Source organism: Humibacillus sp. DSM 29435, assembly GCF_001758225.1.
Lineage (GTDB): Bacteria > Actinomycetota > Actinomycetes > Actinomycetales > Dermatophilaceae > DSM-29435.
Genome location: NZ_MAST01000045.1, coordinates 1 through 25,910, shown reverse-complemented (window position 1 = coordinate 25,910; position 25,910 = coordinate 1). Strand labels below are relative to the sequence as shown.

Below are 25,910 nucleotides of genomic sequence, written 5' to 3'. Positions count from 1 at the left end.
ACTTCTCGGGCTCGCTTCGCGACCCGGTTAGGTTCTCGTGCCATGGCCTACGCGATCGACACCGACGGCACCCGCTCCGTGGGTACGACGGTGCTCACGACCGGCGAGGCCCTGCGCGACTGTGCCACCGGGCTCGCCCATGCCGGCGGGCAGGCGCGAAGCGCTGTCGGAAAGGGCCAGCCGGTGCTGGGCCCTGCCCTCGAGGCCTTCCTCGCGGCCCACCAGCGTGAGGTCGGCACGCTCGCGCTCGCCTTCTCCGCCCTGGGCCGCAACCTCGACTGGGTCGGCATCTCGACCCTCGACGTCGAGATGACGAACGCCGCAAGCCTGGGTTCTCGCGGGCTTCCGGTGCCGGCCGGCGCCGTGAGTGGGGGCCGCGCCCCGTGATCCCGCGCGACACCATCACGATCGATCTCGACGTGCCCGACGGCGACCCCGAGATGCTGAGAGTCGCAGCTCGGCGCCTGCGCCAGCTCTCAGACCACGGGCTCGCAACGGCCGGAGTCCGCGGCAACGCCGGGGCTGAGCTGGCTGGGGTCTGGTCCGGCCCGAGCGCCGCCGAAGCCACCACCGAGCTGGCGGCCCTCTCGAGCCGGGCCGGCCGGGTGCTCGCCCAGGTCGACGACGGCGGCCGGGCACTCGCCGCCTACGCCGGCTCTCTCGAGGCAGCGATCGCCGCCGCTCGAAGCTTGTCTGCGCAGGCCGGGCGCGCCGCTGACGAGCACCACCGCACGCTGGCGACCATCGACATCACCCACGCTGGTGACCCCGTGCTGCAGCTGGCGGCCAGCACGAGGGCAGAGCGGCTGCACCACACCGAGCTGACCGGCATCCACCGGCGGTACGGCGCCGCGATGGACGCCCTGACGACGTCCGCCACCCGATGCGCGCGAGCGCTCGCCGGGCTCACGCCCAGCGTCATGTCGGCCAGCCCCGTCGCCGCGACACCGTCCCTCGACCCTGGCCTCGTCTACGACCTGCCCTTGGTGCGTGGTCAGCTCGACGCGGCCGCGGCGGCCGGAGTGGGCCAGCGTGCTGTCCAACCAGCTCCCCGCGACGAGTCGAGCTGGTTCGGCAGCACGCTGGCGGCCGCGGGAACCGCCGGCGCCTGGGCCTACAACCACACCGCGGTGCCGTTGGTCAACGGCGCGGCCGACGTGGTGCAAGCCGCCGCTGAGCACCCCGAAGACGTGGCCCAGCTGGCGCTCGGGGCCGGGATGATGCTGCTGGGGGCCGGCGGTGAAGTCGGCGGAGTCGCGCTCGACGCCACCGGCGTGGGGGCGGTCGCGGGCGTGCCCATCGGCGTCGTCGCTGCCGGTGCCATCGCCGGCGGAGCGACCGCCGCCGGCGCCGGAGCCGGCAACCTCATCCAGCACGCCCGCCCCAACGAGAACCGACTCCTACACGAAGCTGACGCGCCGAAGCCTGGACGCGGCGAGGCGGGCGACCCGATACCCGACTCGATGCGACCCGACGCAGCCGGATCCACGTGGCAGGGACGAGTGGCCAACAACAAGAACGGTGAGGTCTGGCAAGCGCCGGACAAGGTAGATCCCGCACCCGGCAAGGCCAAAAACGCTGACGCAATCCGGATCGAAGATCCGGATTCGAGGTACGAGTTTGGGTGTGTTCGGTTCTACAACTCCGACGGACAACCGATCGACCTGAACGGCAATCCCACGTCCAATGCGGAAACTCATATTCGTCGTCGTGCAGACGGCAGTTTTGATCTTCCGAGAGGATGGGGTCCGTGACACCAGATCTGCGCGACCAGACGATCGACTCTGCTCGACTCGGATACATGCTTCGCCTCTTCACCAGCGGCGACTGGCAGATCGACATCGAAACCGACGTGGTCGCGACCAGGTCGAACGCTGACCCGACCCCGATCCGGATGAACGTCCCCGACGCAGAACTGCCCGAGCACCTGGCCTGGCTGCTTGGGTCAACGATCACCGAGGTTGCGGTGGCCGACAACGGCGACCTCACCATCGTGCTCGACACTGGGCGACTCACGGCCGAGGCGCTATCCGACTACGAGGCGTGGCAGATGTACGGGCCCAGAGGCGAAATCGTCGTGTGCGGTCCAGGCGGGCGCTTCACCGAGTGGGGTCCACGTCACGGGTGACCTACGCTGCGGCCGCCGAGTACACGGCTTGGCAGCTGAGCGGCCCGCGCGGCGAGATGGTGGTCTGCATGCCCGGGCGGTGAGCTGGCGGGCTCTGCGTGCGGTTCGCAGCACACCAGCGGGAAGGGGCATGGCCACCGGGGCACGCACCGAACGAGCGCAGCAGGCAGAATGAGCCCATGAACAGTGCGGCTCTGCTCCCGCTTGCTGTCCCTGCCGGGCCAGAGCTGCTGACGATCCTGCCCGCACTCGAGGCTGCCTTGGCCGGTAAGGCACCCGTGTTGCCCTACGCTGCCGCCTGCGACCGCCCGGTCATCGACAGCGCAGACGGGGTCGACCTCCCCGATGACCTGGCGGTCGTGGTAGCGACGTCGGGTTCGACCGGCAACCCCAAACGAGCGCTGCTCACCGCCGGAGCCGTCGAGCGCTCTGCCTGGGCCACCCACCAGGTGCTGGGTGGCAGCGGCGCCTGGCTGCTCGCCATGCCCGGGCACCACATCGCCGGTCTGCAGGTGCTGTTGCGCTCGATCGCCGCCGGTGTCGCCCCCGTCGTGCTCGACCTGCGCGACGGGTTCTCGAGCGCCGCCTTCGCCGCCGCAGCGGGCAAGGTGACGACGACCGCCACCGCTCGTCATCGTTACACCGCCATCGTGCCCACCCAGCTCGCACGGCTGCTCGACGACCCGGAGGGCACCAAGGCTCTGTGCGACTTCGACGCCGTACTCGTCGGCGGCGCCGCCACCCCCGCACCCCTGGTCGACAGGGCGCACCGAGCCGGTATCCCGGTGCGACTGACCTACGGCATGAGCGAGACAGCGGGCGGCTGCGTCTATGACGGCGCCCCGCTGCCCGTCAGCCGGGTACACATCGACAACGACCACCACATCGTGCTGGGCGGCGACACCGTGGCGCACGGCTACCTCAGCGACCCCGGCCGCTCCGCCGACGCCTTCGCGGTCGATGCCGACGGCATCCGCTGGTTTCGCACCGACGACCTCGGGCACTTCGACGATGACGAGCTGCTCGTGGTCGACGGTCGCGCTGACGACGTCATCAACAGCGGTGGCGTCAAGATCACGCCCGGTGTGGTCGAGGACGCGATCCTGCGCCACCTTCCCGAGATCCTCGACGTCGTCGTGGTCGGCCTCCCCGACCGGGAGTGGGGCGAGATCGTCTGTGCAGCGGTCACGCTCGTCGACCCTGCCGACCAGGTGGCCGAGCGGTCGGTTCGCGACCGGCTTCGCGGAATCCTGCCGGATGCCGCCCTGCCGCGACGGGTCCTGGCGCTCACCTCGCTGCCGCAGCAGGGCCCTGGGAAGCCCGACCGAGAAGCCGTCCGCCGGGTGATGCACGATCTGACCTGACCCGGTGGCAAGATGAGACCACTGTTCCAACGCAGTTCCCGAAGGAGTCCAAGTGCTACGCGTCGTGTTCATCGCACTCGTGGTGTTCGCGACCATCTACGCCTTCGTCGACTGCCTGCAGACCGACCGGCGGCAGGTGCGCATCATGCCGCGTGTCGTGTGGCTGATCGTCGTGATCGTTCCCGTGGTCGGCCCGGCCGCCTGGCTGTTGGTCAAGCGAGAGGGAACCTCCGGCGGCCGACCCCCGCAGCGGCCGCGACGGCCCCCTGGGCCACGTGGCCCGGATGACGATCCCGAGTTCCTGCGCAAGCTCTGACCCTCGAGCGCGCTCAAGCCTGATCGAGCCCTCCGACCCTCGAAGGACCCATGGCCACCTTGAACCAGTGGATCGAGGGCGCGCGCCCGCGCACACTGCCCGCGGCCGTCTCTCCCGTGCTTGTCGGCACTGGCGCAGCCTACGAGACCGGACATGTGGTCTGGGCCTACGCGATCCTGGCTCTGGCGGTCTCGGTGCTGCTGCAGATCGGCGTCAACTACGCCAACGACTACTCCGACGGCATCCGGGGCACCGACGCGGTGCGGGTCGGCCCGGTGCGGCTCGTCGGCCAGCAGCTGGCGGCGCCGCGAACCGTGAAGTTCGCGGCCTTCACCTGCTTCTTCTTCGCCGGCCTGCTGGGACTGGCCCTCGTGGGCCTGTCGGAGCTGTGGGTGATGGTGCCGATCGGCGCCGCCGCCATCGCTGCGGCCTGGTACTACACCGGCGGCAGCCGGCCCTACGGTTACCTCGGGCTCGGTGAGGCGTTCGTCTTCGTCTTCTTCGGACTGGTCGCCACCCTCGGCACGATGGCCACCATGACCCCGCTCACCGCGGCCGGGTGGTGGGGAGCGATCGGGGTCGGTTCCCTGGCCTCCGCGATCCTGGTGGCCAACAACCTGCGCGACATCCCCACCGATCGGGAGCATCGCAAGCTGACCCTGGCCGTACGAATGGGTGAACGGGGCACCCGCGCCTTCTACGTAGGCCTCGTGGCCATCTCGTTCGTCATGGCCGTGCTGGCCTCTTTCACCTCACCGCTCGCACTGCTCGCCGTTCTCGCCGCGCCCCTGCTCGTTCGGCCGATGCGAGCGGTGCTCGGCGGCGCCGAGGGTCGCGGGCTGATCCCCGCCCTCGCCGGCACGGGCATCTTCCAGCTCGCCTGGTCGGCCCTGTTCGCGCTCGGGCTCGGCCTGGGTCACCACCTGTTCTGAGGGTCACCCGTAGTCTCGTGACAATGTCGACTCGGTGCCGGCGCGGTGCCGGCTCGATGCCCGTTCTCGGTGCTGGCGCGATGCCGGCTCAGGGCCTTCCGAGCTGCGACGGCCCAGCGGGCTGAGACCTCAGCGGTCGCGTTCGATCTCTGCGTCTTCGGCGAGCTCGTCGTCGCCGTCGTCGAAACCCTCGGCCTTGGCGCGAAGGCGGGCCTCGTGACGTTCGACGAGCTTCGCCGTCATCTCATCGCGCATGCCTCGCAGCAGCACGTAGGACACGGCGGCTGAGGCGACAGCGGCCGATCCGACGAGCACGAGTCGACCCATGTCAGAAGTGTCACGAAGGCCGACGAGCCAGAAGAGCAGCACGAAGCCGAAGAAGATCAGCAGACGCAGCACGGTGTAGCGGACCACCGCTGGGTCACATCCCCGAGTAGTTGTGCATACCCACGAAGGTCGAGACGAGGTTGACCAACGTGAAGTTGACGATCACGCACACGAACCCGGTCAGGGCGAGGTACATCGACTTGCGGTGGTCGACACCGGCCGTGGCGCGGCTGTGCATGTAGGCCGCGTAGACCGTCCAGATCACAAAGGTCCAGATCTCCTTCGGGTCCCACTGCCAGTAGGCGCCCCACGCCTGCTTGGCCCAGATGGCCCCGGCGATGAGGGTGAAGGTCCAGAGGATGAAGCCGACCATGTTGACGCTGTAGGCGGTGCGCTCGAGCGAGGCCGACGAAGGCAGTGACTCGATGAAGCTGGGCTTGGTGTCGGGGTTCTGCTCACGGCGCGCTCGCACGAGATAGAGCACGCCGATGGCGAAGCCGATGGTGAAGAAGGCGACGGCGATGAACGCGACCGAGACGTGGATGCCGAGCCAGTACGACTTGAGGGCGGGCATCAGCTCGCCGGCGTCGGTGTAGAGCACTGCGACCGCCAGGCCGAGCACGAGCAGGATCGGCGTGACGATGAACACGCCCAGCCACTGCCAGTTGTTCTTCTTCGCGAGCAGGCAGAAGGCCAGTCCGACGGCGGATGCCGCAGCAGTGGCGAACTCGTACATGTTGCCCCACGGCGGCCGCGACACGGCCAGACCCCGCATCAGCACGGCTGCGAGAAGCAGTGCAGTGGCGAGGTAGGTCAGCATCAACGCGATGTTGCCGCGCTGACGGCTCTTGGCGCTCTCGTGCTCGGGCAGCTCAGCGGCATCCGGGAGCGTTGACGATCCCCGGCTGGGGGCGCCCGAGCCGACCAGCACGCCTTCGCGCTCGTACGCCCTGGTTCGAGCTTCGGCGACGTGCGGGGCCCGTGCCGACAGGTGCCAGCTGAACGCGAGCATGGCGAGGGTGTACACGATCATCGACGAGTAGAGGGCCACGTTCGCGTTGGCGGCGAGGTTCACGATCGGTCTTTCCGTTCTGCCAGATGGTCGTGCAGGGCGTCCACGATGGAGGCGAGCCCCGCGTCGGAGTCCTTGGAGAGGCCGCCGATGGTTACCACGGTAGCCGGTGTGGCCTGGTCACCGTCAGGGCCACCGGCCGACGCGACGACCGGGCGCACCCGAACGAAGACCCGGCGGCGTTTGATGGTAAGGCCGAGGATGAGCCCGCCCGTGGCCAGGATGGCGCTCACCAGGCTGATCGGCGCGCCGGGGTCGGTGCGCACCGACAGGCCGGCGAACCGCTTGACGCTCTCGAACGTGATCGACCCGCGACCACCGGGGATCTGGTAGGTCTCCCCCGGCTTCAGGCGCACCAGGGCCGGCGATCCGTCGGCCTTGGTGACCTGCTTCATCTGGTCGGTGTCGAGCGTGTACACGCTCTGCGGTGCGTTGCCCGGGAAGAGGGTGCCCTCCCAGATCGACAGGGCGACCTCGGGGTTCTCGGTGTCGGGGAACAGCGAGACCGGCCCGTTGACGAAGGTCGGTTCGGCGGTGGGCAGGAAGAAGCCGGTGATGCCGAGCTGCTTCGGGGTGGGCAGGGCGCTCACCTTGATCACCCCGACCGAGCGGTAGTCGGCGTCCTGGGGCAGGAAGGGGGTGGCCTCCCGGTAGAGCACCTCGCCCTTGGCGTTCTTCACCGTGATGACCGGGGTGTAGCCGTTGCCGAGCAGGAAGATGTCGGCTCCGTCGACGGTGAGGGGGTGGTTGACCGACACCGACTCGGGCGTCGCCGGCTGCCCCGGTCCCGGCGAGAGGGAGGTGTACGCGGTGAACTCGCGCGGCATCCCGAAGCCTTTGCCGGGCACCTTGTTGAACTGCACGTCGAGCTTGTCGAGGCCGAGCACGAACGGGGGCAGCTGCTCGTCGTTGACCCACGGGCCTGGCGCGTACGTGTTGTAGGTGCCGGCCGACGACGCGAACTTCTCACCCTCCGGCAGGATGACGTCGCCCCGCCAGCCGAACAGGTGCCCCACGGCCATGCCGACGATGATGCCGGTCAGCGAAAGGTGGAAGATCAGGTTGCCGGTCTCCCTGAGGTAGCCCGACTCACCGCTCAGGCTGACGTCGTCGTGCGAGTGCAGCCGGAACCGCTTGCGCTTGAGCAGCTCTCGAGCCGCGGCCAGGGCCTCGTCAGGCGACAGGTCAGTGGTCAGCTCGGCGTGCTGGTCGAGGCGGCTCAGCCGGGCAGGGGCCCTCGGGGGCCGGGCTCGAAGGGCTTTCAGGTGCACCTTGGTGCGGGGGATGATGCACCCGACGAGCGAGACGAAGAGCAGCAGGTAGATCGCCGAGAACCACGGTGACGAGAACACGTCGAAGAAGCCGAAGCGGTCGAGCCACGGAGCCGAGCTCGGGTGCTGTGCAATGTAGTCGGCGACCCGGCCGGCGTCGATGTTGCGCTGCGGGAAGATCGAGCCCGGCACTGCCGCGATCGCGAGCAGGAGCAGCAGGAACAGGGCCGTGCGCATGCTCGTCAGCTGGCGCCAGACAAAGCGCAGAGAACCGAGCGCCCCGAGCTCGGGCAACGTCGGCTCGGCCCTGCGACCTGGGTTGTCAGGGTTCTCGGTGGCGAGATCGGTGGAGGTGTCGGTGCTCATGTCAGAGGACTGTCGTGAAGGAGTTGACGAAACGGGTCTGCAGCCAGACGACGACTGTCTCCCACCAACCTGTGAGCAGCAGCAGGCCCACGACGATGAGCATGACGCCTCCGGCGATCTGGATGGCCCGACGGTGGAGTCGCAGCCAGGAGCTGGCGGCGCCGGCCCGCTCCCACAGGGCGGCCATGAGGATGAAGGGCAGCCCGAGTCCGAGACAGTAGACCGACGCGAGCAGCACCCCCCGGCTGACGCTGCCGGCCCCGGCACTGAGCGGGGTCGCCATGGCGAGGATCGCACCGAGCGTGGGCCCCTGGCACGGCCCCCAGCTCAGGCCGAACACGACACCGAGCAGCGGCGCCCCCGCCAGCCCGGCCCGGGGCCGCCAGCCGAGCTGAGCGGCATACCCCTTGCCGGCGCCGAGGAACAGCACCCCGGTCACGATCACGATGACACCACCGACGCGCATCAACGCGGTGCGGTGTTCGGCCAACGCGAGACCCACGGAGGAGAAGGCGACGGAGACGAGGATGTAGACGGTCGAGAAGCCGAGCACGAACAACACCGCACCGAGCACCAGCCGGCCTCGCGAGCGTCGTTCGATCGAGACGTCGGACAGCCCGGTGACGTAGCCGAGGAAGCCCGGAACGAGCGGAAGCACACAGGGGGAGGCGAACGAGACGAAGCCGGCCGCGAGAGCGACAGCGGCGGCCACCACCAGCGAGCTGGTCGCGAGGTCGGGCCCGGCCGCCGTGATCATGGTCTCAGCCCTGCTTGTCGAGCACGTCGTCGATGAGCCCGAGCAGAGTGCTCGTGGTGACCGGGCCCGCAACGCGGGCCGCGACGCGGCCCTGAACATCCAGCACGAGGGTGGTGGGCGTGGCGGCTGCCTTGCCCTGCAACGACAGGATCGGCACGCCGCCGTCGTAGGCCAGCGACGGGTAGGTCACGCCGTTGGCCTTCTTGAACGCCAACCCGGTCGCCGGCTGCTCGAGCTTGTCAAGCCCGACGAAGGCGACCTTCTTCTTCGCCTTCTGGACCTCTTGCCAGGCCTTCTGCAGAGCAGGAGTCTCCTCGATGCACGGCGGGCACCACGAGCCCCACACGTTGACGACGAGCACCGAGCCGGCCACGTCCTTCATCGACCACGGCTTGCCCTCGAGGGTCGTACCCTCCAGCGTGACGGCTGCGCCGCGCTGGTCGACGGGGAGCAGCTCGATGGTGCCGTCTCCGGCGACATAGCCCTTACGGTCGCCGTTCTGAGCCTGCCCCGCAACGGAGTTCGGGTCAGACGAACAGGCGCTCGTGGTGGCCACGACCGCTGCCGCCACCGCGGCACCCGCCCACCGCAGCACGGTTCGCCGGTCGGCGTTCGCCATCAGGCGCCCACACCCTTGCTCGCTCGGGCGAGCAGAGCAGCCGCCGGCTCGGAGTAGGCGATCGAGCCGAGCTCGTCGCCGCGATAGGTCAGCGAGGTCAGCGACGCCAGGGTGCACTCGCGGGCCCGCGGGTCGTGCCAGAGCCGACGGTTCTCGAGCTTGTTCCGGGCCGTCCAGACAGGCAGCTGGTGGCTGACGATGACGGCCTCATGACCGGAGGCCGCTCGCCGGGCTTCGTCGATGGCACTCAGCATCCGCGCCCCGATCTGCTCGTAGGGCTCGCCCCACGACGGCTTGCGCGGGTTGACCAGCTTGGCCCAGTTGCGCGGTGCGAACAGGTCTTTCTTGGCGACGGTTCGCCCCTCGAAATAGTTCTCGGCCTCGATGACGCGCTCGTCGGTCGTGACCTGAAGACCATGGGCCACGGCGATGGGGGCGGCGGTCTCCTGGGCACGTTCCAAGGGCGAGGCCACGACGTGGGTGATGTCGTTGAAGGCCAGGTGGTCGGCCACGACCTGAGCCATCTCGCGCCCCAGCTCAGAGAGGTGGTACCCCTCGAGCCGCCCGTAGAGCACCGCCTGCGGGTTGTGCACCTCACCGTGTCGCACGAGGTGCACGACAGTCGTCATCGGCTCCTCGGAGGTGGCGCTCTCGGTCATGACCTCAGTGTCTCAAACGCCACGCCCCCCACCCAATCCGCCCGGGGTGAGCCTGACCACCATCGGTGCCGCCGCGTCAGCCTGAGGTGTTCACGGGTCGCGACGGCGGTTTGGCGTGGCCACGCGAGCGCGGCGGCTCAGTCCTCCATGCGGAAGCCGAGCTTGACGGTGACCTGCCAGTGGGCCACTTCACCGTCGATCAGCTGACCGCGCACGTTCTCCACCTCGAACCAGTCGAGGTTGCGAATCGTCGTGCTGGCCTTGGAGACTGCGTTCTCGACCGCCTCCTCGATGCCGTCGGGTGACGTTCCGACAACCTCAGAGATGGCGTAGACGTGGTTGGCCATGGTTCCTCGCTTCGAACGAAGGCACCCGGCCGGTCCGAGTCGCCGGTTTCACGCTAGACCTGATGGTCCAGCGCGTCGAGATCTCGTTCGGCGAACAGTCGGTGGTGCCACTCCTCGTTGAGCACGATCAGCAAGCACTGGCGCACCGGGTAGCTGCGCGACTCCGGCCAGCCGGGGCCGTCGACCGGCTCGGTGTGCGCCGCGAGCGACTCATCGGTCAGCCCGTCTACGAACGCCCGCACCCCTACCACCCGGTCATGACGAACCGCGAGCACCTCATCGAGGGTGGGCCGCGCCGCACGGTCACGGGGGATGCCAGGGGTGTCGGGCATCTGGTCCCACGGCAGGTCGAGCGGATGCCACGGTGACGGGTCGCCCTGGATGCCGCGGCGAACCCAGGCATCCGTCGCAAAGCTCAGGTGTCGCAGCGTCTCGATGAACGACCATTCGCCGTTCACCGACTCGTGCAACCGGGCCGGCTCGAGGCCACGAGCCCGCTCGACCGTCGCCGCCCAGAGGTCGTCGAGGATCAGCCAGGCTTCTCGGAAGCCGGCCGGGTCGGTGGGCCGCATCTTCACCCGCAAGGGCTCGCGCCGGTCGAGCTCGCCCTCGACCAAGGGCCCGACGTCGACCCCGTTGATCGTGAGGTTCTCGATCTCCCCCTCGATGCTCACATCGAGCAGCTCGACGCCGCGCATGACCACGCGGTGGAGGTCGGTGCTGCTGATGAAGGCATCGCTGAGGGAACAGGACTCGAAACGCGAGCCGCTGAGATCGACCGAATCGAAGTGAGACCGCGTGAGATCCTCGTCGGTGAAGGTCGCCATATCGTCACGCTAGCCGCGGATGCGGACGATGCGGCGCCTCATCCGGCCACCTCAGTCGGCGTTGGCTGCCGCTCGTGCGGCGGCCGGCAGAGCGTTCAGCACGTGTTCGACGGCCGCGTCGTCGTGCGAGGCGGAGACGAACCACGACTCGAAAGCACTGGGCGGCAGGTGCACCCCCTGGCTCAGCATCGCGTTGAAGAAGCGCCGGAAGGCAGCGGCATCCTGGTCGCGGGCGTCGTCGTAGTTCGCCACCCCTCGGTCGCGGAAGAACACCGAGAACATCGACCCGGCCCACTGCACGGTGTGCGGCACAGAGGCGGCCGACAGGGCCTCGGAGGCGCCGTCGGCGATGGCCCGTGAGACGACGCCCAGACGGTCGTACACCTCGGGGGTGCAGCCGCGCAGCGTGGCGAGACCGGCTGCCGACGCCACCGGGTTCCCCGACAGCGTGCCGGCCTGGTAGACCGGCCCCTGCGGGGCCAGCATGGCCATCACGTCGGCCCGGCCCCCGAAGGCGGCGGTCGGAAACCCTCCGCCCATCACCTTGCCGAAGGTGAACAGGTCGGGAGCCCCCCCGGCCGGTGGCCCTTCGAGGCCGTACCACCCCGACGACGAGCAGCGGAAGCCGGTCATCACCTCGTCGGAGATCAGCAGCGCGCCGTGTGCGGCGGTGACCCGGCGTAGAGCGTCGGTGAATCCCGGGGCGGGCGGCACGACGCCCATGTTGCCTGCGGCGGCCTCGGTGATGAGGGCCGCGATCTCGTGTCCGCGCTCGGCGAAGGCTGCCTCGAGGGCTGCGACGTCGTTGTAGGGCAACACGATCGTCTCTCCCGCGCTCGACTTCGGCACACCGGCCGAGTCGGGCAGTGCGAACGTCGCCACCCCTGAACCCGCCGAGGCGAGGAGTGCGTCGACATGGCCGTGGTAGCAGCCCGCGAACTTCACCACCACGTCGCGACCGGTGAAGCCGCGAGCCAGCCGCAGGGCCGACATCGTCGCCTCCGTGCCACTGTTGACGAGGCGCACCTGCTCGACCGGATCGACGCGAGACACGATCTCCTCGGCGAGCAGCACTTCGTTCTCAGACGGGGTGCCGAACGAGAAACCTTCAGCCGCAGCATGGTTCACCGCAGCGAGCACGTCGGGGTGAGCGTGGCCGAGGATCATCGGGCCCCAGGAGCAGATCAGGTCGACGTAGCGGTTGCCGTCGACGTCGGTCAGCCAGGGGCCCTTCCCGCTCGCCATGAACCGCGGTGTGCCGCCCACGGCCCGGAAGGCACGCACCGGCGAGTTCACGCCTCCGGGGATCACCGCACTGGCTCTCGCGAGCAAGGCAGCGGAGGCAGGGACAGCGGAGGCGACGGGTTCGGTCGGGGTGGGCGAGCTCATGCTCCCAGTGTCTCAGCCGGTCGTCGGGTACCGCCTCGCCGGGTGGTGGCCGACCACCGCAGCCCCGCCACGGTCCGAGCCCCGCGGCTTTGGCCGCCTACCGACCGCAGCCGCCCGGCCACGGCCCGATCGGAGCGGCCACCAGGGATGCTGCGGGGTCAGCGACCGCTCGTCTCCTCGGGGTCGAGGTGGTCACGCACGAGCGCCATGGCGTCACCGAGCGCCTGGAACTGCTCGGCCGTCATGATGTCGAGGATGTTCTCGTGCACGCTCTGGACGTGAATGCGTGACATCTCCTGAATCTCGCGCAGCCCCTCGGTCGTGAGCACCAGCTCCACCCCGCGCCGGTCGTCGAGGCAGGCCTCGCGCGTCACCCAGCCCCGCTGCTCGAGACGCTTGGCCGTGTGGGTCAGGCGGCTGCGGGACTGAACGACCATCGCGGCGAGGTCAGACATCCGCAGCCGGTTCGACTCCGACTCGGAGAGCATCGAGAGAATCTCGTACTCGCTGAGCTGGATGTCGTGGGCGTGCAGCGCCCGGTCGAGCGACTGCTCCAGCAGACGGGTGCCCCGGAGAACGGCACGCCACGAAGCCTGTTCGGCCTCGCTGAGCCACACTGCATCACCGTGTGACCCCTGTGACGCGTGCGACGACTTCGTCGACCCTGACGGCTCGTTCGACATGTGTACCTCCTCGGACGAGACGATCCTAGTGCTCGCCGGCGAGCCAGCCGGCACAGTCGAGCGCAAAGTAGGTCAGCACGATCTGGGCGCCGGCCCGGCGGATGGCGTGCAGCGACTCGAGAGCCGCCGCGCGGCCGTCGATCCAGCCGTGACCAGCGGCCGCCTGGATCATCGAGTACTCCCCCGACACCTGGTAGGCGGCAACGGGAACCGAGGAGCGCGCAGCGGCCGCCGCGACGACATCGAGGTAGGCCATCGCCGGCTTGACCATGATGATGTCGGCGCCCTGCTCGATGTCGAGGTCGATCTCACGCACCGACTCGACGATGTTGGCCGGGTTCTGCTGGTAGGTGCGGCGATCGCCCTGGAGGCTCGACTGCACGGCCTCGCGGAACGGGCCGTAGAAGGCCGAGGAGTACTTCGCGGCGTAGGCGAGAACGACCGTGTCGTGCAGGCCCTCGCCGTCGAGGGCGGTGCGGATGACGCCTACCTGCCCGTCCATCATTCCCGACGGCGCCACGACGTGGGCCCCGGCGCGAGCCTGGGCCACGGCCATGGCGGCGTAGACCTCGTTGGTGGCGTCGTTGTCGACCCGGCCGCGTGCATCAAGCAGACCGCAGTGGCCATGGTCAGTGAACTCGTCGAGGCACGTGTCGGCCATGACCACGAGCTCGTCGCCGACCGCCTCGCGCACGACGCCGAGGGAACGGTTGAGAATGCCGTCAGGGTCGAGGGCTCCGCTTCCGGTCGCGTCCTTGTGCTCGGGCACGCCGAACAGCATCAAGCCGCCGAGCCCGGCTGCTACTGCCCGGTGAGAGAGCTGCACCAGCGAGTCACGCGAATGTTGCACCACCCCAGGCATGCTCGTGATGGGCCGTGGCTCGTCGAGACCCTCAGCGACAAAAACCGGAAGCACCAGCTCACGCGGATGCAGGCGGGTCTCGGCGACGAGGGCCCGCATCGCCGCTGACTGACGCAGGCGCCGTGGTCGTTCGATCACCGGATGCCGCTCAGCGCGCGCGACGGCGCGAGGCGGGACGCTTGTCGCTCGGGCGCTGCACCGGCTGGCCGGCTTCGGCAGCCGCGACGGCGAGACCGACGCCGTGACCGGCCAGGGCGTCGACGAGACTGAGCGCCGAGGCCTCGGCCGCGAGCACGTCGACCCGGAGCCCGTGCTCCTGGGCGGTCTTGGCGGTGGCCGGCCCGATGCACGCGACGACGGTCGCCGTGTGCGGCTTGCCGGCAATGCCCACGAGGTTGCGCACGGTCGAGCTCGAGGTGAACAGCACGGCGTCGTAGTCGCCACCCTTGATGGCGTCGCGGATCTCCACCGCCGGAGGCGCAGCGCGAACCGTGCGGTAGGCCGTGACGTCGTCGACCTCCCAGCCGCCTTCGCGCAGCCCCGCCACCAGTGTCTCCGTGGCGATGTCAGCCCGTGGCAGCAGCACCCGGTTGATGGGGTCGAGCACCTCGTCGAACTCGGGCCACACCTCGAGCAGACCAGCCGCCGACTGCTCGCCCGTCGGCACGAGGTCGGGGTTGATACCCCAGTCGCGCAGCGCGGCAGCGGTTACTCCGCCCACAGCAGCCACCTTGAGGCCGGCGAAGGCGCGCGCGTCGAGCCCGAAGTCCTCGAACCGCTCCCGAACGGCACGCACCGCGTTGACCGAGGTGAAACCGACCCACTCGTAGCGGCCCGTCACCAGGCCCTTCACGGCCTTCTCCATCTGCTGCGGTGTGCGCGGCGGCTCGACCGAGATGGTCGGCACCACGTCGGCGGTCGCCCCGTAGCCGGAGAGCCGATCGACCATCGACCCCGCCTGCGCCTGGGTGCGCGGCACGAGCACCTTCCAGCCGAACAACGGCTTGGTCTCGAACCACGACAGCTCGTCGCGCAGCCCCACGTTCGGTGACACCACCGCGAGCGAGGTGTCGTCGCTGCTGGTCAAGGTCCGCTCGGCCTGGCCGAGCGTGGTGGAGACCGACGTCTGGGCGAACGTGGTTCCGCGTGAGGTGAGAGACACAAGGGCCTCAGCCGGGCGACCGGCGGCCAGCAGCGCGCCGAGCGCTGATCGGATCGAGTCGGGTCGGCCGAGCAGCACGAGCGTGTCGGTGTCGGACGCGTACCGCGACCAGTCGTGGCCCGACTTGTCGGTGCTGACGATGTGTACGGCCGAGGTTCCCTTCGTGGTGAGGGGGATGCCGGCATACGTGGGCACGGCACTGACGGCTGACACGCCCGGAACGATGTCGAAGCTGAGCGACGCGCGGTGGCAGGCGTGCACCTCTTCGACCAGACCGTTGAAGGTGCCCGGGTCACCGTCCATCAGCCGCACGACGAGGCCACCGGGACCGACCGCCTTGGCGGCCTTGACGAGCAGCCTGGCCCGCACGGCCTGGGTGAGCTCCTGCCCCTGTTCGCCGTGGCCGGCGTCGATGACCTCGACGTCGGGTCGCGCGAAGGCGCGCACCACGTCGTCACGGGTGATGCGGTCGAGGATCACGACGTCGGCGGCGGCGAGGAGGTCGCGGCCGCGCAGGGTGAGCAGCCCGGGGTCACCCGGGCCGGACCCGACGAACGCGACGCGCGACGGCGTCGTCGTCGTGGCCGTGGGGGTCGACGCCATCTGCTCTGACGGCTGGCGAGAACGAGTCACGAGTCATGCTCCGAACGGCTTGTGGCGGGTGGTGAGACTGACTCGAGGTCGGCGGCGCCGTCCTCGAGGAGGATCTGGGCGAGCCGGGCGCCGAGCGCCTCAGGTTCTGTGTACGTGCCCACGAGGGATCTGCGCAACTCGAGGGTGCCGTCGTCGGAACCTGCGAAGGCCCGCAACGACAGCTCGAGGCCGTCGTCACCCTCGACGACCTCGGCCAGGGCACCGATGGGGGCGGTGCACCCCGCCTCGAGGCTGCGCAACAGCTGGCGCTCTGCGGTGACACAGGTTCGCGTGTCGGGGTCGTCAAGCGGCGTCACGGCGGCGATGACGTCGAGACGGTCGGACCGGCACTCGACGGCGAGGGCTCCCTGGCCCGGCGCGGGCAACATCTGGATCGGGTCGAGCACCTCGGTGACGTCATCGAGGCGGCCGAGCCGGGCCAGGCCGGCCCGCGCCAGCACGACCGCATCGACGATGCCGTCGGTGACGAGCCTGATGCGGGTCTCGACGTTGCCGCGGATCGCCCGGACGTCGAGGCCGAGGCCGAGTGCGGCGAGCTGCGCCGCCCGGCGGGGGGCCCCTGTGCCGACCACCGACCCCACTGGAAGCTCACCGAGCGTCAGGCCGTCGCGGGCCACCAGCGCGTCGCGACAGTCTTCACGAACCGGGATGGCGGCCACGACCAGTCCGGGTTCAGCGGCGGTGGGCAGGTCCTTCAGCGAGTGCACGGCGACGTCGATGCGACCGTCGTGCAGCGCCCGACGGATGGCTGAGGCGAACACTCCGGTGCCGCCGATCGTGGTGAGCGGCTCGGTCGAGAGGTCACCCTCGGTGGTGATCTCGACGAGCTCGACGAGGTGCCCGGCCGCGATCAGGCGGTCAGCCACCCACCGCGACTGGGTGGTGGCCAGCCTGGACCGACGGGTGCCGAGCCGCAGCGTGGTGGGCGTGCTCATGCCGTGCCCCGGTGCGGCGGCGCCGAGACGTTCGCGACCTCTCGGGGCTCCAGGTCGAACAGCTCGCGCAACGCGGTGGCGTAGCCGTCTCCGCCCTCTTCCAGCGCGAACTCCTTGACTCGCACCGTCGGGGTGTGGAGCAGCTTCTCGACGATGCGGTGCACGGCCAGGCCGACCTCGGCACGCGTGGTGTCGTCGAGGTCGGGGACGCGCTGGTCGAGCCGCGCCATCTCGGTCGCGACGAGGGTCGCCGCCCGAGCCCGGAGGGCGGCCACCGTGGGGCCGACCTGCTTCTCGACGCGTCGGGTGAGGTAGGCGGCCACCTCGCCGACGATCATGGCGCGCACGTGGGCGACGACAGCCGAGTCAGGGTGGGCCGCGAGCGCGGCTCCCAGGCCCTGCAGGTCGATGACGGTGAGCCCCTCGACCGGCTCCGGCCAGGTCTCGGGGGGCTCGATGTCGCGAGGCAGTGCGAGGTCGACCACGACCTGAGGGCGACCGCCTCGTCGAGCCGCGCTGCGCGCCAGGTCGGCCCGGTCGATGATGTGCCCCACGGCCCCGGTGCAGGTGATGACGACGTCGCTGTCGGCGATGACGTCGGCCAGGTCAGCCCACGCGCGGGTCACCCCACCGGTGGCGACGGCCAGACGCTCGGCGCGCTCGGGGGTGCGACCCACCACCGTGAGGGTGGAGACCTCGGACCGGCTCGCGGCGGCGGCCGCCAGTCCGCTCATGCCGCCGGCGCCGACCACCGCCGTGTGCTGTTGGTCCAACGGGCCGAGCACCTCGGCAGCACGAGAGAGTGCCATCTGCACCAGGGACACACTGTGCTGGTCGAGGTCGGTCTCGGCGTGAGCCCGCTTGCCGATGCGCAGAGCCTGCTGGAAGAGCGAGTTGAGCGACTCGCCGGCAGAGCCGGTGGCCTGCGCGACAGCGAGGGCGTCGCGTACCTGACCGATGATCTGAGCCTCGCCCACGGCCATGGAGTCGAGCCCGCAGGCCACGGTGAAGGCATGGGCGATGGCGTTGTCGTCGAAACGCACGTAGAGGTGGTCGGCCAAGCCGGCTGCGTTGAGCACGAGCTCGGCTCGAGGGTCGGTGGGGCTGGTGTCGGCCAGAACCGGGTCGAGCACGTCGCCGCGGGTGACGGATCCCGCCGCGACGGCGAGCGCCTCACCGATCGCGGCCACCGCGGGGTGAAAGGCCGCCACCTCGGCGTAGACCTCGAGGCGGTTGCAGGTCGAGAGCACGACCACTTCGGATGCCGTGGCCGACGCGAGCACGTCAGTGGCGATGTCGGTGGCGCGGCTCTCGCGCCGAGACAGGTTCTCGAGCACCGACAGGGGCGCCGTGTGATGGGACAGTCCGATCACGAGCAGGCTCATCGCGTGACCGCCGATCGCAGGTCAGCCGACGCCACAGTCCTGCGCTGGGCGTGGAAGGCCAGGATCTGCAGCTCGATGGACAGGTCGACGCGGCGCACGTCAACGCCGGCGGGGACGGTCAGCACGGCGGGGGCGAAGTTGAGGATCGAGGTGATCCCCGCCTGCACCAGTGCGTTGCAGACGGTTTGAGCCGCCGACGCGGGTGTGGCGATGACGCCGATCGCGATGGGGTCGGCGGCGTGCGACCGCGGCAGGTCGCGCAGCGGGCGGATCGCGGTGCCCAGCACGTCCTCGCCCTCGACGGACGGGTCGTCATCGAAGAGCGCGACGATACGAAATCCCTTGGTGACGAAGCCGGAGTAGGACGACAAGGCCCGGCCGAGATTACCCATCCCGACGATCGCGACCGGCCAGTCGACCGTGAGACCCAAGGCTCGGGAGATCTCGAGCGCGAGCATCGCGACGTCGTAGCCGACTCCGCGCACACCGTAGGAACCAAGGTGGCTGAGGTCTTTGCGCAGCTGGGCCGAGCGCACACCGACGGCGGCGGCCAGCTCTTCGGACGACACCGAGGGAACCCCGTCGTCGGCGAGCGCAGACAGGGTGCGAAGGTACTCAGGCAGCCGCGCGACGGTTGCATCGGGGATCTCTCGACGCAGTACAGGATCGGCGGTCACGCTTGCTCACCGGCTCCTCTCGCTGAGGCGCTCTCCCGAACGCGGAGCACTTGGGGACCAGTCAAGGCTAGACGTTTGTGAACGCATGCACAAAGTCAAGACACTCGCTGTCCCGTGGTTCGGCTCACCGCGTGACCTCGGTCACTCCACGTGGGTCACGTCGGCCCGTCGCCTCGGTACCGTCACGACAGGGCGCGCCTCAACCTCGTCTCATCGACCCGCCAGAAGTCGTGCTGTCGACCGTCGACGAAGGTCACCGGAACCTGGTCGCCATAGCGAGCCAAGAGGTCGGGGTCATCGTCGACCGACCGCTCCTCCCACGACACACCGACCTCTGCGGCGACCCGTTCGATGACCGAGCGCGCCTCGTCACACAGGTGGCAGCCCGGTCGACCGAGCAGCAGCACCCGGCCGGCCATCAGAAGAAGACCGACTTGCGCTGCATGAGCAGGCTGTAGAGAGTCTGCTGGATCGTCTCGCGCACCTGGTCGGTGAGGTCGAACACCAGCATCGGGTCGTCAGCGGCGTCGGGACCGAAGCTCGTCGTCTCGATCGGCGGGCCGAACTCGATGAGCCACTTGCTCGGCAACGGGATCATGCCGAGGGGGCCGAGCAGCGGCCAGGTCGGCGTGACCGGCGCGTACGGCATCCCGAGCAGACGGGCCACCGCGGGCATGTCGCCGATGATCGGGTAGATCTCCTCCGCACCCACGATCGAGACCGGGATGATCGGCACGCCGGCGCGCAGGGCCGCGGCCACGAACCCCCCGCGGCCGAAGCGCTGCAGCTTGTAGCGCTCGGTGAACGGCTTGCCGATGCCCTTGAACCCCTCCGGCCAGACCCCCACCAGCTGGCCGCCGCTGAGCAGCCGCTGGGCGTCGCTGTTCGCGGCGAGGGTGGTGCCCGACCGCCGCGCCATCGAGCCGATGAACGGCGTCTGGAAGACGAGGTCGGCCCCGAGCATGCGCAGGTGACGCCGCTTCGGGTGCTCGTCGTAGACGGCGACCTGGGTCATCAGCGAGTCGAGGGCGATCGTGCCCGAGTGGTTCGCGACGAGCAGGGCACCACCGACGTCGGGGATGTTCTCCACGCCGCGCGTCTCGACCCGGAACCACTTGCGGTAGAAGGGCCGCAGCAGCGGCAGATGCACGTTGAGGGTGTAGTCCTCGTCGAAGCCGAACTCGTCGACCACGTAGTCGCCCGTCAGTCGCCGACGCAGGTAAGCGAGCGTTTCGGCGACCTGGCGCTCGACCACCTCGGTCGGCACGCCGGCGGACGAGGCGGCCGCTCGCAGCACGTTGACCGCGAGCTCGACGATCTCGGTGGGGCCGGGTCGCGCTTCCGAGTTGAACTCCGCGGCCTCGAGCACTGCACCGACGAGACGCTCGGCCCGCGACTGTAGAGCGGCCGTGACTCCGGATGCCGCATCACCGGCAGAGGCGCCGCCCGACGAGCTCGAGAGGTCGGTCGTGAACTCGGTGCTGAACTCGGTGCTGAAGGCCGGGATGTGCTCTGGCGGCGACGCGGAGCCGCCGCTGCCCGGCCCTACCGGGCCGGCCGGGCCGGGGTCTCGAGGTGCCGGCACCGAGCGCAACCGCGCCGGTGAGCCAGTGGCGGCCAACCGCTTCGCTCGTTTGGCCCGGGCTTGCGCAATGTCGGCCCGGCTCGGCCGCGACGACGGTGGCGATGACCCGGACGGCGTCGGCGGCGTCGGCGGCGTCGGCGGCGTGGTCGGCGTGGCTGACTCGGGTTCCGTGGCGCCCGAGGGAGTCGGTGCCGGTGGTCGGGCACCCGGGTTCTGCCCTACCGCATCCGGCGTCGCGCCGCCGACGAGACGTCGTGCGGGGCTGAGGTCAACGGGGTCGTTCGGTGAGAGCAGTGGAGTGCCGCTGCGACGACGGCGCTCCCCACTGGCCCGGGCCGCTCCGGCCGCGAACGACCCACGCGCGCCGGCCGAACGGTCGGCGCCTGACGGCGCGCGGGAGGATCGTGCGCTCGTCGCCGTCTGCCTGGTGGTGGCGCCGGCGGTCACGGCCTTCTTGGTGGCCTTCGAGCCGACCTTCTTGGTGGCCTTCGGGCCGGCCTTCTTGGTGGGCGTGCCCATCGAGGCGCTCTGCGCTGCAACCTCGGGGGTCGTTCTTGTCGACGCCGAGGTGTGCGGCGTCGAGGTGTGTGGCGTCGACTTCGGCGCTGCCGACTTCCGCGCTGCCGACTTCCGCGAGGCGGACTTTCGCGCCGGAGACTTCTGGGCTGTCGACTTCGGCACTGCCGACGGCTGTGTGGCAGACGTGCCTGCCGGCGTCTTCGTCGTGGACTTCGTCGGGGGTGAGGTGTTCACGTCGGTCACGGCTGGATCCTCTCGAAGACGCGCGAGAGCGCGCCGGCCGTTCCGCCGGCTGCGGTGCCCACCGCTCCACCGACACTGTCAGCCGTGGACGCCAGTGGTCGCAGGTGGCGGGCGAACTCCTCGAAGGTCTCGCGCGTCGAGTGCTTCGGTTCGAAGCCGAGCACGGCGGCCATCCGGTGGGTGTCGAGCCCACGCCCGTAGGCCAGGAAGATGAGCTGCTCGGAGGAGAAGTCGGCCAGGCCGCTGCGTTTGACCAGGTTCCCGATCACGCCGGCGGCCGAGAGCGGCACGGGCAGGATGGGCCGACGGGCGATGGCCGCGCACTGGAGCACGGTGAGAAAGCCGGCGCCGGCGACGTTGACGATTCCGACCGAGGTGCCGGTGGTGGCGAGCGTCAGGGCCGTCATGGCGTCGTCTTCGTGGACGAACTGGAAGCGGGCGTCGAAGCCGGCGGGCACCGGGATGACCGGAAGGGAGAAGTAGTCGGTGATGGCGGTGCGGATGCTCGGCCCGATGATGTTCGCGAAGCGCAGCATCGTGATCTCGACGTCGGGCCGGCGCCGGGAGAACCCGCGCACGTAGCCCTCGACTTCGACGGAGTCCTTGCCGAACCCCGTGCGCGGCAGGGACTTGGGGTTCATGTCCTCGCTGAACATCGCCGGGTCACGAGGCGAGCTGCCGTAGATCGCGGCGGAGGACTTGACCACCAGGCGCTGGACCGACTCTGACTTCTGGCACGCTGCGAGCAGCTGCATCGTGCCGATGACGTTGATCTCCTTCTGCGTCACCCGCCCGCCCGTGTCCTTGGGAGTGGCGATGACGTTCATGTGCACGACCGTGTCGACGTCGGCCTGAGCCATGATGCGCCCGATCATCGGGTTGCGGATGTCGGCGCGCACGAACTCTGCGCGCCCGATGGAGTGCTTGGGGGGAACCACGTCGACCCCGAGGATCCGCTCGATCGAGGGGTCGAGACTGAGGCGTCGAACGAACAGGCCGCCGAGGTAGCGAGAGACCCCCGTGACCAGCACGACCTTGGGCATCGGCTCCTCCTGTCGTTCGCCATCTCGTCACTGAGAGACGATCGTCTCTCACGCACGTGCGAGCCCACCACTTGGGGGGCAGCGTCTTCGCAGTGCAGCCTACCCAGCCCTCCCGCGACCGGGCGGCCGGTGGTCGAGAAAGCGAACGACCCCCACCCAGAGAGGGCGAGGGCCGAGAGCGAGCAGGCGCTGACGACTGTTTAGCAGTCAGAGCCCGCCTGAGGTCACTTCTTGTTGCGACGCTGGTGACGGGTCTTGCGCAGCAGCTTGCGGTGCTTCTTCTTGGCCATCCGCTTGCGGCGCTTCTTGATGACAGAGCCCATAGTTGTCCTTGATCCGATTGACTGATGTTGACTGGTGAGGTGTGCCGACCTTAGGTCGACGCACCGTGAGTCGGTGGGTCGAGGTCCAGAAGTCGAACAAGGTGCTCAGAGTAGCGTGTGCGCGGCCCCGACCTCAAAATGGCCTCGCCGATGGCGTTGGGCACCGCTGGTCGACGGCCGCAGCCCAATGGGCACTGGGTGGCCCGGCCGCTCGGCCGAGCCACCCGTGGTTGCGCCTGGTGCGCGGGGGCAGTATCACGATGCAGCCGCCCCCGAGACTCACGCGGTGTCGATATAGGCGGTCTGCAGGTACTTGTGCACCGCATCCTCCGGAACCCGGAAGGAGCGACCGACGCGCACCGCAGGCAGATCTCCGCCGTGCACGAGCCGGTAGACCGTCATCTTCGACACCCGCATGATCGAGGCGACCTCGGCGACGGTGAGAAACCGCACCTCGGCGAGCTTGCGCTCATTCGACATGTGCTACCCCGATCTGTAAGGAGCACCCGCGCGTCACCGGCTTCCCCTCCGGCGAAAAAGCACGCGGGTACAGAAGGCAACACTAGGGGCAGTTGTGACTCAAGGGGAAGGAATGAGTACGGTGAAAACTGTGAGCGCAAGGCGACACGCCGGTGAAGACCCTGGATGTCTCATGAGTGCGGCGTGTGATCACGGTGACAGGCGAGACAGGTCCCGGGGGAAGAGCGCCACCTCACGGATGTTCTCGGCTCCGACGAGGCGACCGACCCACCGCTCCAGACCGATCGCGAAACCGCCGTGGGGCGGCATCCCGTGCGCGAAGGCCTCGAGGTAGCCGGCCAGCACCGACGGGTCGGTACCCGTGCGCGCCATTGCCGCCACGTAGTCGCTCGGGCGGTGCAGGCGCTGTCCGCCGGTGGTCAGCTCAAGCCCGCGGAACAGCAGGTCGAAGCTGTTGGAGTACCGCGCCGTCGCCACGCCAGGGTGGTCGTTCGGGGGGCCTTCGGATGCCGGAGCTCCCTCAGGGTGGGTGTAGAAGGGCCGCTTCGCCATCGGATACCCCTCTACGGCAAGGAAGTCGGAGTCGTGCGCCTTCGCCGCCCACTCACTCAGCGTTCGTTCGTGAGCAGGGCTGAGGTCGGGCTCGTCGGGGTCGGCCCCGACCATGACGAGCGCGTCACGGAAGTGGATGACCGGGAACTCCTCCGGCACCCGGGGTAGCTGCACGCCCAGGAGCGCAGCGGCCTCAGCGGCATCCGTCTCGATGGCCGCGACCATTCCCGCAATGGCCGTGCGCAGCACCGCGAGCACGTCGCGGTGGTCACGGATGAAGCCCATCTCGGCGTCGAGAGAGGTGTACTGCGCGAGGTGTCGAACGGTGTCATGGGTTTCGGCACGAAACACCGGACCGACCTCGAACACCCGCTCGAAGACTCCCACGAGCATCTGCTTGTAGAGCTGCGGGCTCTGCGCGAGGTAGGCCGTCCGGCCGAAGTAGTCGACCGTGAACACGGTCGCCCCCGACTCGGTCGCCGCGCCGACGAGCTTGGGCGTGGCGATCTCGGTGAACTCGAGCTGCCCCAGGGCTGAACGGAACCCGCGCATCGAGGCGCCCGCGATCTGCCAGGCCGCCCGGTGTCGCGGATGCCGCAGGGTGACCGCGGCGTGGTCGAGCCGGGTCGGCAGCCCGGCTTCGAAGGTCGGGCGCCACAACGGTGCCCGCGGGGCGAGCGCGGGCTCGGTGAGGGCGCTGAAGGTGGGGTCGACGAGCTCGGCTCCGCCCGGGGCCGACGCGTTGGCGCACACCGTTCCGGTCACCTCGACGACGGTCTCCTCCGGCAGGGCCTGCACGGCATCGATCGCCGCTGGGCTCTTGACGACGACCTGGGCCAGGCCAGAGCGGTCGCGCAGCACGACGAACGTCACGCTGGCGAGCACTCGGCGTCGGTGCACCCAGCCCCTCAGGGTCGCTGTGGCGCCCGCTGGCACAGCCGCCAGCTCGCGCGCGAGGACTCGGGCGTCGGGTGTGCTGCTGGGTGGATGGGTTGGCATTGAGTCACCTCCGTGGGATCGTGCCCCGGAGGTGTGGGCGATGGGGAGTTTCGCTGTGCCACCACACCTTCGCCGGCGCAAGATGGCGCCGGCCTCTGTTCGTGCTCGGCTCAGGATCGTCAGGCCCGTCGTCGCCGTGCGCCCACCCTAGGTCGGGATGGCTCAACCGGTCCACTCCATTGCGCGCCACCCCGCAGCCCCGCACTTGCTGCGCGTCGCGCGGCGCGTCGCGCAGATGGTGTCGAAAAACCAGCACTTCCTGCGCGTCGCGCGGCGCGTCGCGCAGATGGTGTCGAGAATCCAGCACTTCCTGCGCGTCGCGCGGCGCGTCGCGCAGATGGTGTCGAGAATCCAGCACTTCCTGCGCGTCGCGCGGCGCGTCGCGCAGATGGTGTCGAGAATCCAGCACTTCCTGCGCGTCGCGCGGCGCGTCGCGCAGATGGTGTCGAGAATCCAGCACTTCCTGCGCGTCGCGCGGCGCGTCGCGCAGCCGGTGTTGTCGTCGGGCGGTCGGTCGCGTCAGTCGAAGTGGACGTCGAGGCCGTGCAGCGGGAAGACAGCAGTCCTCGTGGCCATCACCGACCGGTCGACCTCGCTGGACGGGTCGTAACCCATGTCCCAGGAGCGCCACCACAGCGGGCCGTCCTCAGCGGACAGGTCTCCCATGCGGCGCGGCCCAGGGCGACCGGTCAGCTGCTCGACGTGGTCGAGCCAAACCTGGGGAACCGCCTCGGTGACCTTGATGGGGGCGTGGGCGGCGATGGCCGTCAGGTGGGTCCACGTGCGCGGCACGACTCCGACGACCTCGTAGCCACCACCGCCAAGGGCCACCCAGCGGCCGGCGCACACCTCGTGGGAGAGACGGTGCAGGGCATCGGCGGCCGAACGCTGCGCATCGACGCTCATGGCGAAGTGTCCCAGGGGGTCTTCGGCGTGCGTGTCGCAGCCGTGCTGGGAGACGAGCACATCGGGGGCGAAGGCTCGCACGAGCGGCAGGGCGGTGGCATGGATCGCACGCAGCCACCCGGCATCCGACAGTCCGGGAGGCAGCGACACGTTGACCGCGGTGCCCTCGGCGCCCGGGCCCCCGATGTCGGTGGGCCAGCCGGTGCCGGGGAAGAGGGCCCGGCCCGTCTCGTGCACCGAGATGGTGAGCACTCGGGGGTCGTCCCAGAAGATCCGTTCGACGCCGTCGCCGTGGTGCACGTCGATGTCGACGTAGGCCACCTTCTCGGCGCCGTGGTCGAGCAGCCACTGGATGCCGACCGCGATGTCGTTGTAGACACAGAACTGAGGTTGACCCCATTTCGTGGACATCTTGATCGTCAGGTTTCGGCCTGGCAGGGAAGGATGTCCTCATGGGTGCCACGAGGAAGAGCTACACCCCGAAGTACCGGCAGGAAGCTGCTCATCTGGTCATCGACACCGGGCGCA

Annotated in this window: 29 protein-coding genes and 1 pseudogene; 8 read left to right on the top strand and 22 right to left on the bottom strand. The window is 69.6% G+C overall.

Annotated features, from left to right (window positions below; translation table 11 throughout):
- Nucleotides 1–42 precede the first annotated feature (42 nt).
- From BA895_RS18210 to BA895_RS18185, 7 genes are all read left to right on the top strand, one after another.
- On the top strand, nucleotides 43–387 hold the full coding sequence (locus BA895_RS18210) for a hypothetical protein (protein WP_070193315.1): 345 nt from the start codon (nucleotides 43–45) through the stop codon (nucleotides 385–387).
- Nucleotides 384–1,754, top strand: a complete 1,371-nt coding sequence (locus BA895_RS18205) for a hypothetical protein (RefSeq protein ID WP_070193314.1) — start codon at nucleotides 384–386, stop codon at nucleotides 1,752–1,754. Before BA895_RS18210 ends, BA895_RS18205 begins: the two co-directional genes overlap by 4 nt.
- Nucleotides 1,751–2,128 (top strand): DUF6188 family protein, encoded by a 378-nt coding sequence (locus BA895_RS18200; protein ID WP_139142764.1) that lies wholly within the window; start codon nucleotides 1,751–1,753, stop codon nucleotides 2,126–2,128. Before BA895_RS18205 ends, BA895_RS18200 begins: the two co-directional genes overlap by 4 nt.
- Complete coding sequence (locus BA895_RS24980; protein ID WP_371327738.1) at nucleotides 2,080–2,211, top strand: DUF6188 family protein; 132 nt, start codon at nucleotides 2,080–2,082, stop codon at nucleotides 2,209–2,211. Before BA895_RS18200 ends, BA895_RS24980 begins: the two co-directional genes overlap by 49 nt.
- 96 nt (nucleotides 2,212–2,307) lie before the next feature.
- A complete protein-coding gene (menE, locus tag BA895_RS18195) occupies nucleotides 2,308–3,492 on the top strand; it encodes an o-succinylbenzoate--CoA ligase (protein ID WP_070193312.1) in 1,185 nt (394 codons plus the stop codon).
- A 52-nt stretch (nucleotides 3,493–3,544) separates the two neighbouring features.
- Entirely contained in the window at nucleotides 3,545–3,808 is a 264-nt protein-coding gene (locus BA895_RS18190; RefSeq protein WP_070193311.1) for a PLDc N-terminal domain-containing protein, read from the top strand.
- 50 nt (nucleotides 3,809–3,858) lie between these two features.
- Nucleotides 3,859–4,740, top strand: coding sequence for a 1,4-dihydroxy-2-naphthoate polyprenyltransferase (locus BA895_RS18185; RefSeq protein WP_070193310.1), 882 nt, complete (start codon nucleotides 3,859–3,861; stop codon nucleotides 4,738–4,740).
- Between the two features lie 129 nt (nucleotides 4,741–4,869).
- On the opposite strand, the gene BA895_RS18180 is transcribed toward BA895_RS18185, so the two are convergent.
- The 21 genes from BA895_RS18180 to aspS all read right to left on the bottom strand — a co-directional run bounded on the left by BA895_RS18180 (nucleotide 4,870) and on the right by aspS (nucleotide 24,476).
- Nucleotides 4,870–5,154 (bottom strand): DUF4229 domain-containing protein, encoded by a 285-nt coding sequence (locus BA895_RS18180; RefSeq protein ID WP_070193309.1) that lies wholly within the window; start codon nucleotides 5,152–5,154, stop codon nucleotides 4,870–4,872.
- A gap of 7 nt (nucleotides 5,155–5,161) precedes the next feature.
- Nucleotides 5,162–6,142 (bottom strand): c-type cytochrome biogenesis protein CcsB, encoded by a 981-nt coding sequence (gene ccsB, locus BA895_RS18175; protein WP_070193308.1) that lies wholly within the window; start codon nucleotides 6,140–6,142, stop codon nucleotides 5,162–5,164.
- Nucleotides 6,139–7,776: a cytochrome c biogenesis protein ResB gene (locus BA895_RS18170; RefSeq protein WP_070193307.1), complete on the bottom strand. Its 1,638-nt coding sequence runs from the start codon at nucleotides 7,774–7,776 to the stop codon at nucleotides 6,139–6,141. The genes ccsB and BA895_RS18170 overlap by 4 nt, the downstream gene beginning before the upstream one ends.
- A gap of 1 nt (nucleotide 7,777) precedes the next feature.
- Nucleotides 7,778–8,533, bottom strand: a complete 756-nt coding sequence (locus BA895_RS18165; RefSeq protein ID WP_070193306.1) for a cytochrome c biogenesis CcdA family protein — start codon at nucleotides 8,531–8,533, stop codon at nucleotides 7,778–7,780.
- Between the two features lie 4 nt (nucleotides 8,534–8,537).
- Nucleotides 8,538–9,152, bottom strand: coding sequence for a TlpA disulfide reductase family protein (locus BA895_RS18160; RefSeq protein ID WP_070193305.1), 615 nt, complete (start codon nucleotides 9,150–9,152; stop codon nucleotides 8,538–8,540).
- Nucleotides 9,152–9,781 (bottom strand): histidine phosphatase family protein, encoded by a 630-nt coding sequence (locus BA895_RS18155; RefSeq protein WP_305778075.1) that lies wholly within the window; start codon nucleotides 9,779–9,781, stop codon nucleotides 9,152–9,154. Before BA895_RS18155 ends, BA895_RS18160 begins: the two co-directional genes overlap by 1 nt.
- 167 nt (nucleotides 9,782–9,948) lie before the next feature.
- Nucleotides 9,949–10,158: a dodecin gene (locus BA895_RS18150; RefSeq protein ID WP_070193303.1), complete on the bottom strand. Its 210-nt coding sequence runs from the start codon at nucleotides 10,156–10,158 to the stop codon at nucleotides 9,949–9,951.
- A gap of 53 nt (nucleotides 10,159–10,211) precedes the next feature.
- The gene (locus BA895_RS18145; protein WP_070193302.1) at nucleotides 10,212–10,985 is read right to left on the bottom strand and encodes a DinB family protein; all 774 of its coding nucleotides are present in this window, start codon (nucleotides 10,983–10,985) and stop codon (nucleotides 10,212–10,214) included.
- A 51-nt stretch (nucleotides 10,986–11,036) separates the two neighbouring features.
- Entirely contained in the window at nucleotides 11,037–12,374 is a 1,338-nt protein-coding gene (gene hemL / locus BA895_RS18140) for a glutamate-1-semialdehyde 2,1-aminomutase (RefSeq protein ID WP_070193301.1), read from the bottom strand.
- A gap of 158 nt (nucleotides 12,375–12,532) precedes the next feature.
- Entirely contained in the window at nucleotides 12,533–13,057 is a 525-nt protein-coding gene (locus BA895_RS18135; RefSeq protein ID WP_083283523.1) for a MarR family winged helix-turn-helix transcriptional regulator, read from the bottom strand.
- Nucleotides 13,058–13,082: 25 nt separating this feature from the next.
- Complete coding sequence (hemB, locus tag BA895_RS18130; protein ID WP_083283522.1) at nucleotides 13,083–14,057, bottom strand: porphobilinogen synthase; 975 nt, start codon at nucleotides 14,055–14,057, stop codon at nucleotides 13,083–13,085.
- A 10-nt stretch (nucleotides 14,058–14,067) separates the two neighbouring features.
- On the bottom strand, nucleotides 14,068–15,684 hold the full coding sequence (locus BA895_RS18125; protein ID WP_070193299.1) for a bifunctional uroporphyrinogen-III C-methyltransferase/uroporphyrinogen-III synthase: 1,617 nt from the start codon (nucleotides 15,682–15,684) through the stop codon (nucleotides 14,068–14,070).
- A 26-nt stretch (nucleotides 15,685–15,710) separates the two neighbouring features.
- The gene (gene hemC, locus BA895_RS18120; protein WP_070193298.1) at nucleotides 15,711–16,670 is read right to left on the bottom strand and encodes a hydroxymethylbilane synthase; all 960 of its coding nucleotides are present in this window, start codon (nucleotides 16,668–16,670) and stop codon (nucleotides 15,711–15,713) included.
- Nucleotides 16,667–18,055: a glutamyl-tRNA reductase gene (hemA, locus tag BA895_RS18115; protein ID WP_070193297.1), complete on the bottom strand. Its 1,389-nt coding sequence runs from the start codon at nucleotides 18,053–18,055 to the stop codon at nucleotides 16,667–16,669. Before hemA ends, hemC begins: the two co-directional genes overlap by 4 nt.
- A complete protein-coding gene (locus BA895_RS18110) occupies nucleotides 18,052–18,732 on the bottom strand; it encodes a redox-sensing transcriptional repressor Rex (RefSeq protein ID WP_070193296.1) in 681 nt (226 codons plus the stop codon). Before BA895_RS18110 ends, hemA begins: the two co-directional genes overlap by 4 nt.
- A 182-nt stretch (nucleotides 18,733–18,914) precedes the next feature.
- On the bottom strand, nucleotides 18,915–19,151 hold the full coding sequence (locus tag BA895_RS18105; RefSeq protein ID WP_070193295.1) for a glutaredoxin family protein: 237 nt from the start codon (nucleotides 19,149–19,151) through the stop codon (nucleotides 18,915–18,917).
- The gene (locus tag BA895_RS23260) at nucleotides 19,151–21,079 is read right to left on the bottom strand and encodes a 1-acyl-sn-glycerol-3-phosphate acyltransferase (RefSeq protein ID WP_254666548.1); all 1,929 of its coding nucleotides are present in this window, start codon (nucleotides 21,077–21,079) and stop codon (nucleotides 19,151–19,153) included. Before BA895_RS23260 ends, BA895_RS18105 begins: the two co-directional genes overlap by 1 nt.
- Entirely contained in the window at nucleotides 21,076–22,122 is a 1,047-nt protein-coding gene (locus BA895_RS18095) for an NAD-dependent epimerase/dehydratase family protein (protein WP_070193294.1), read from the bottom strand. Before BA895_RS18095 ends, BA895_RS23260 begins: the two co-directional genes overlap by 4 nt.
- A 224-nt stretch (nucleotides 22,123–22,346) precedes the next feature.
- Nucleotides 22,347–22,445, bottom strand: a complete 99-nt coding sequence (locus BA895_RS23255; protein WP_003792170.1) for a 30S ribosomal protein bS22 — start codon at nucleotides 22,443–22,445, stop codon at nucleotides 22,347–22,349.
- A gap of 279 nt (nucleotides 22,446–22,724) precedes the next feature.
- Nucleotides 22,725–22,925, bottom strand: a complete 201-nt coding sequence (locus BA895_RS18090; RefSeq protein WP_070193293.1) for a helix-turn-helix domain-containing protein — start codon at nucleotides 22,923–22,925, stop codon at nucleotides 22,725–22,727.
- 189 nt (nucleotides 22,926–23,114) lie between these two features.
- Nucleotides 23,115–24,476, bottom strand: a complete 1,362-nt coding sequence (gene aspS / locus BA895_RS18085) for an aspartate--tRNA(Asn) ligase (RefSeq protein ID WP_070193292.1) — start codon at nucleotides 24,474–24,476, stop codon at nucleotides 23,115–23,117.
- A gap of 157 nt (nucleotides 24,477–24,633) precedes the next feature.
- Here aspS and BA895_RS23700 point away from each other — a divergent pair, with 157 nt between their 5' ends.
- Entirely contained in the window at nucleotides 24,634–25,086 is a 453-nt protein-coding gene (locus BA895_RS23700) for a hypothetical protein (RefSeq protein ID WP_139142763.1), read from the top strand.
- Here BA895_RS23700 and BA895_RS18080 read toward each other — a convergent pair.
- Nucleotides 24,996–25,766: pseudogene (locus BA895_RS18080) on the bottom strand (acetoin utilization protein AcuC); the annotation flags it as partial. The gene BA895_RS23700 and the pseudogene BA895_RS18080 sit on opposite strands and share 91 nt — an antisense overlap.
- Between the last annotated feature and the right edge of the window lie 144 nt (nucleotides 25,767–25,910).

What these genes read in the sequence shown, in the direction of transcription:
- BA895_RS23255 (WP_003792170.1), bottom strand. Translation starts at nt 22,445, where the DNA reads ATGGGCTCTGTCATCAAGAAGCGCCGCAAGCGGATGGCCAAGAAGAAG.
- BA895_RS18145 (WP_070193302.1), bottom strand. Translation starts at nt 10,985, where the DNA reads ATGGCGACCTTCACCGACGAGGATCTCACGCGGTCTCACTTCGATTCG.
- BA895_RS18135 (WP_083283523.1), bottom strand. Translation starts at nt 13,057, where the DNA reads ATGTCGAACGAGCCGTCAGGGTCGACGAAGTCGTCGCACGCGTCACAG.
- BA895_RS18160 (WP_070193305.1), bottom strand. Translation starts at nt 9,152, where the DNA reads ATGGCGAACGCCGACCGGCGAACCGTGCTGCGGTGGGCGGGTGCCGCG.
- hemA (WP_070193297.1), bottom strand. Translation starts at nt 18,055, where the DNA reads ATGAGCCTGCTCGTGATCGGACTGTCCCATCACACGGCGCCCCTGTCG.
- hemL (WP_070193301.1), bottom strand. Translation starts at nt 12,374, where the DNA reads ATGAGCTCGCCCACCCCGACCGAACCCGTCGCCTCCGCTGTCCCTGCC.
- BA895_RS18155 (WP_305778075.1), bottom strand. Translation starts at nt 9,781, where the DNA reads ATGACGACTGTCGTGCACCTCGTGCGACACGGTGAGGTGCACAACCCG.
- BA895_RS18090 (WP_070193293.1), bottom strand. Translation starts at nt 22,925, where the DNA reads ATGTCGAATGAGCGCAAGCTCGCCGAGGTGCGGTTTCTCACCGTCGCC.
- aspS (WP_070193292.1), bottom strand. Translation starts at nt 24,476, where the DNA reads ATGCCAACCCATCCACCCAGCAGCACACCCGACGCCCGAGTCCTCGCG.
- menE (WP_070193312.1), top strand. Translation starts at nt 2,308, where the DNA reads ATGAACAGTGCGGCTCTGCTCCCGCTTGCTGTCCCTGCCGGGCCAGAG.
- BA895_RS23700 (WP_139142763.1), top strand. Translation starts at nt 24,634, where the DNA reads ATGGCTCAACCGGTCCACTCCATTGCGCGCCACCCCGCAGCCCCGCAC.
- BA895_RS18170 (WP_070193307.1), bottom strand. Translation starts at nt 7,776, where the DNA reads ATGAGCACCGACACCTCCACCGATCTCGCCACCGAGAACCCTGACAAC.
- BA895_RS18125 (WP_070193299.1), bottom strand. Translation starts at nt 15,684, where the DNA reads ATGGCGTCGACCCCCACGGCCACGACGACGACGCCGTCGCGCGTCGCG.
- hemC (WP_070193298.1), bottom strand. Translation starts at nt 16,670, where the DNA reads ATGAGCACGCCCACCACGCTGCGGCTCGGCACCCGTCGGTCCAGGCTG.
- BA895_RS18150 (WP_070193303.1), bottom strand. Translation starts at nt 10,158, where the DNA reads ATGGCCAACCACGTCTACGCCATCTCTGAGGTTGTCGGAACGTCACCC.
- BA895_RS18105 (WP_070193295.1), bottom strand. Translation starts at nt 19,151, where the DNA reads ATGGCCGGCCGGGTGCTGCTGCTCGGTCGACCGGGCTGCCACCTGTGT.
- BA895_RS18210 (WP_070193315.1), top strand. Translation starts at nt 43, where the DNA reads ATGGCCTACGCGATCGACACCGACGGCACCCGCTCCGTGGGTACGACG.
- BA895_RS18185 (WP_070193310.1), top strand. Translation starts at nt 3,859, where the DNA reads ATGGCCACCTTGAACCAGTGGATCGAGGGCGCGCGCCCGCGCACACTG.
- BA895_RS18095 (WP_070193294.1), bottom strand. Translation starts at nt 22,122, where the DNA reads ATGCCCAAGGTCGTGCTGGTCACGGGGGTCTCTCGCTACCTCGGCGGC.
- BA895_RS18165 (WP_070193306.1), bottom strand. Translation starts at nt 8,533, where the DNA reads ATGATCACGGCGGCCGGGCCCGACCTCGCGACCAGCTCGCTGGTGGTG.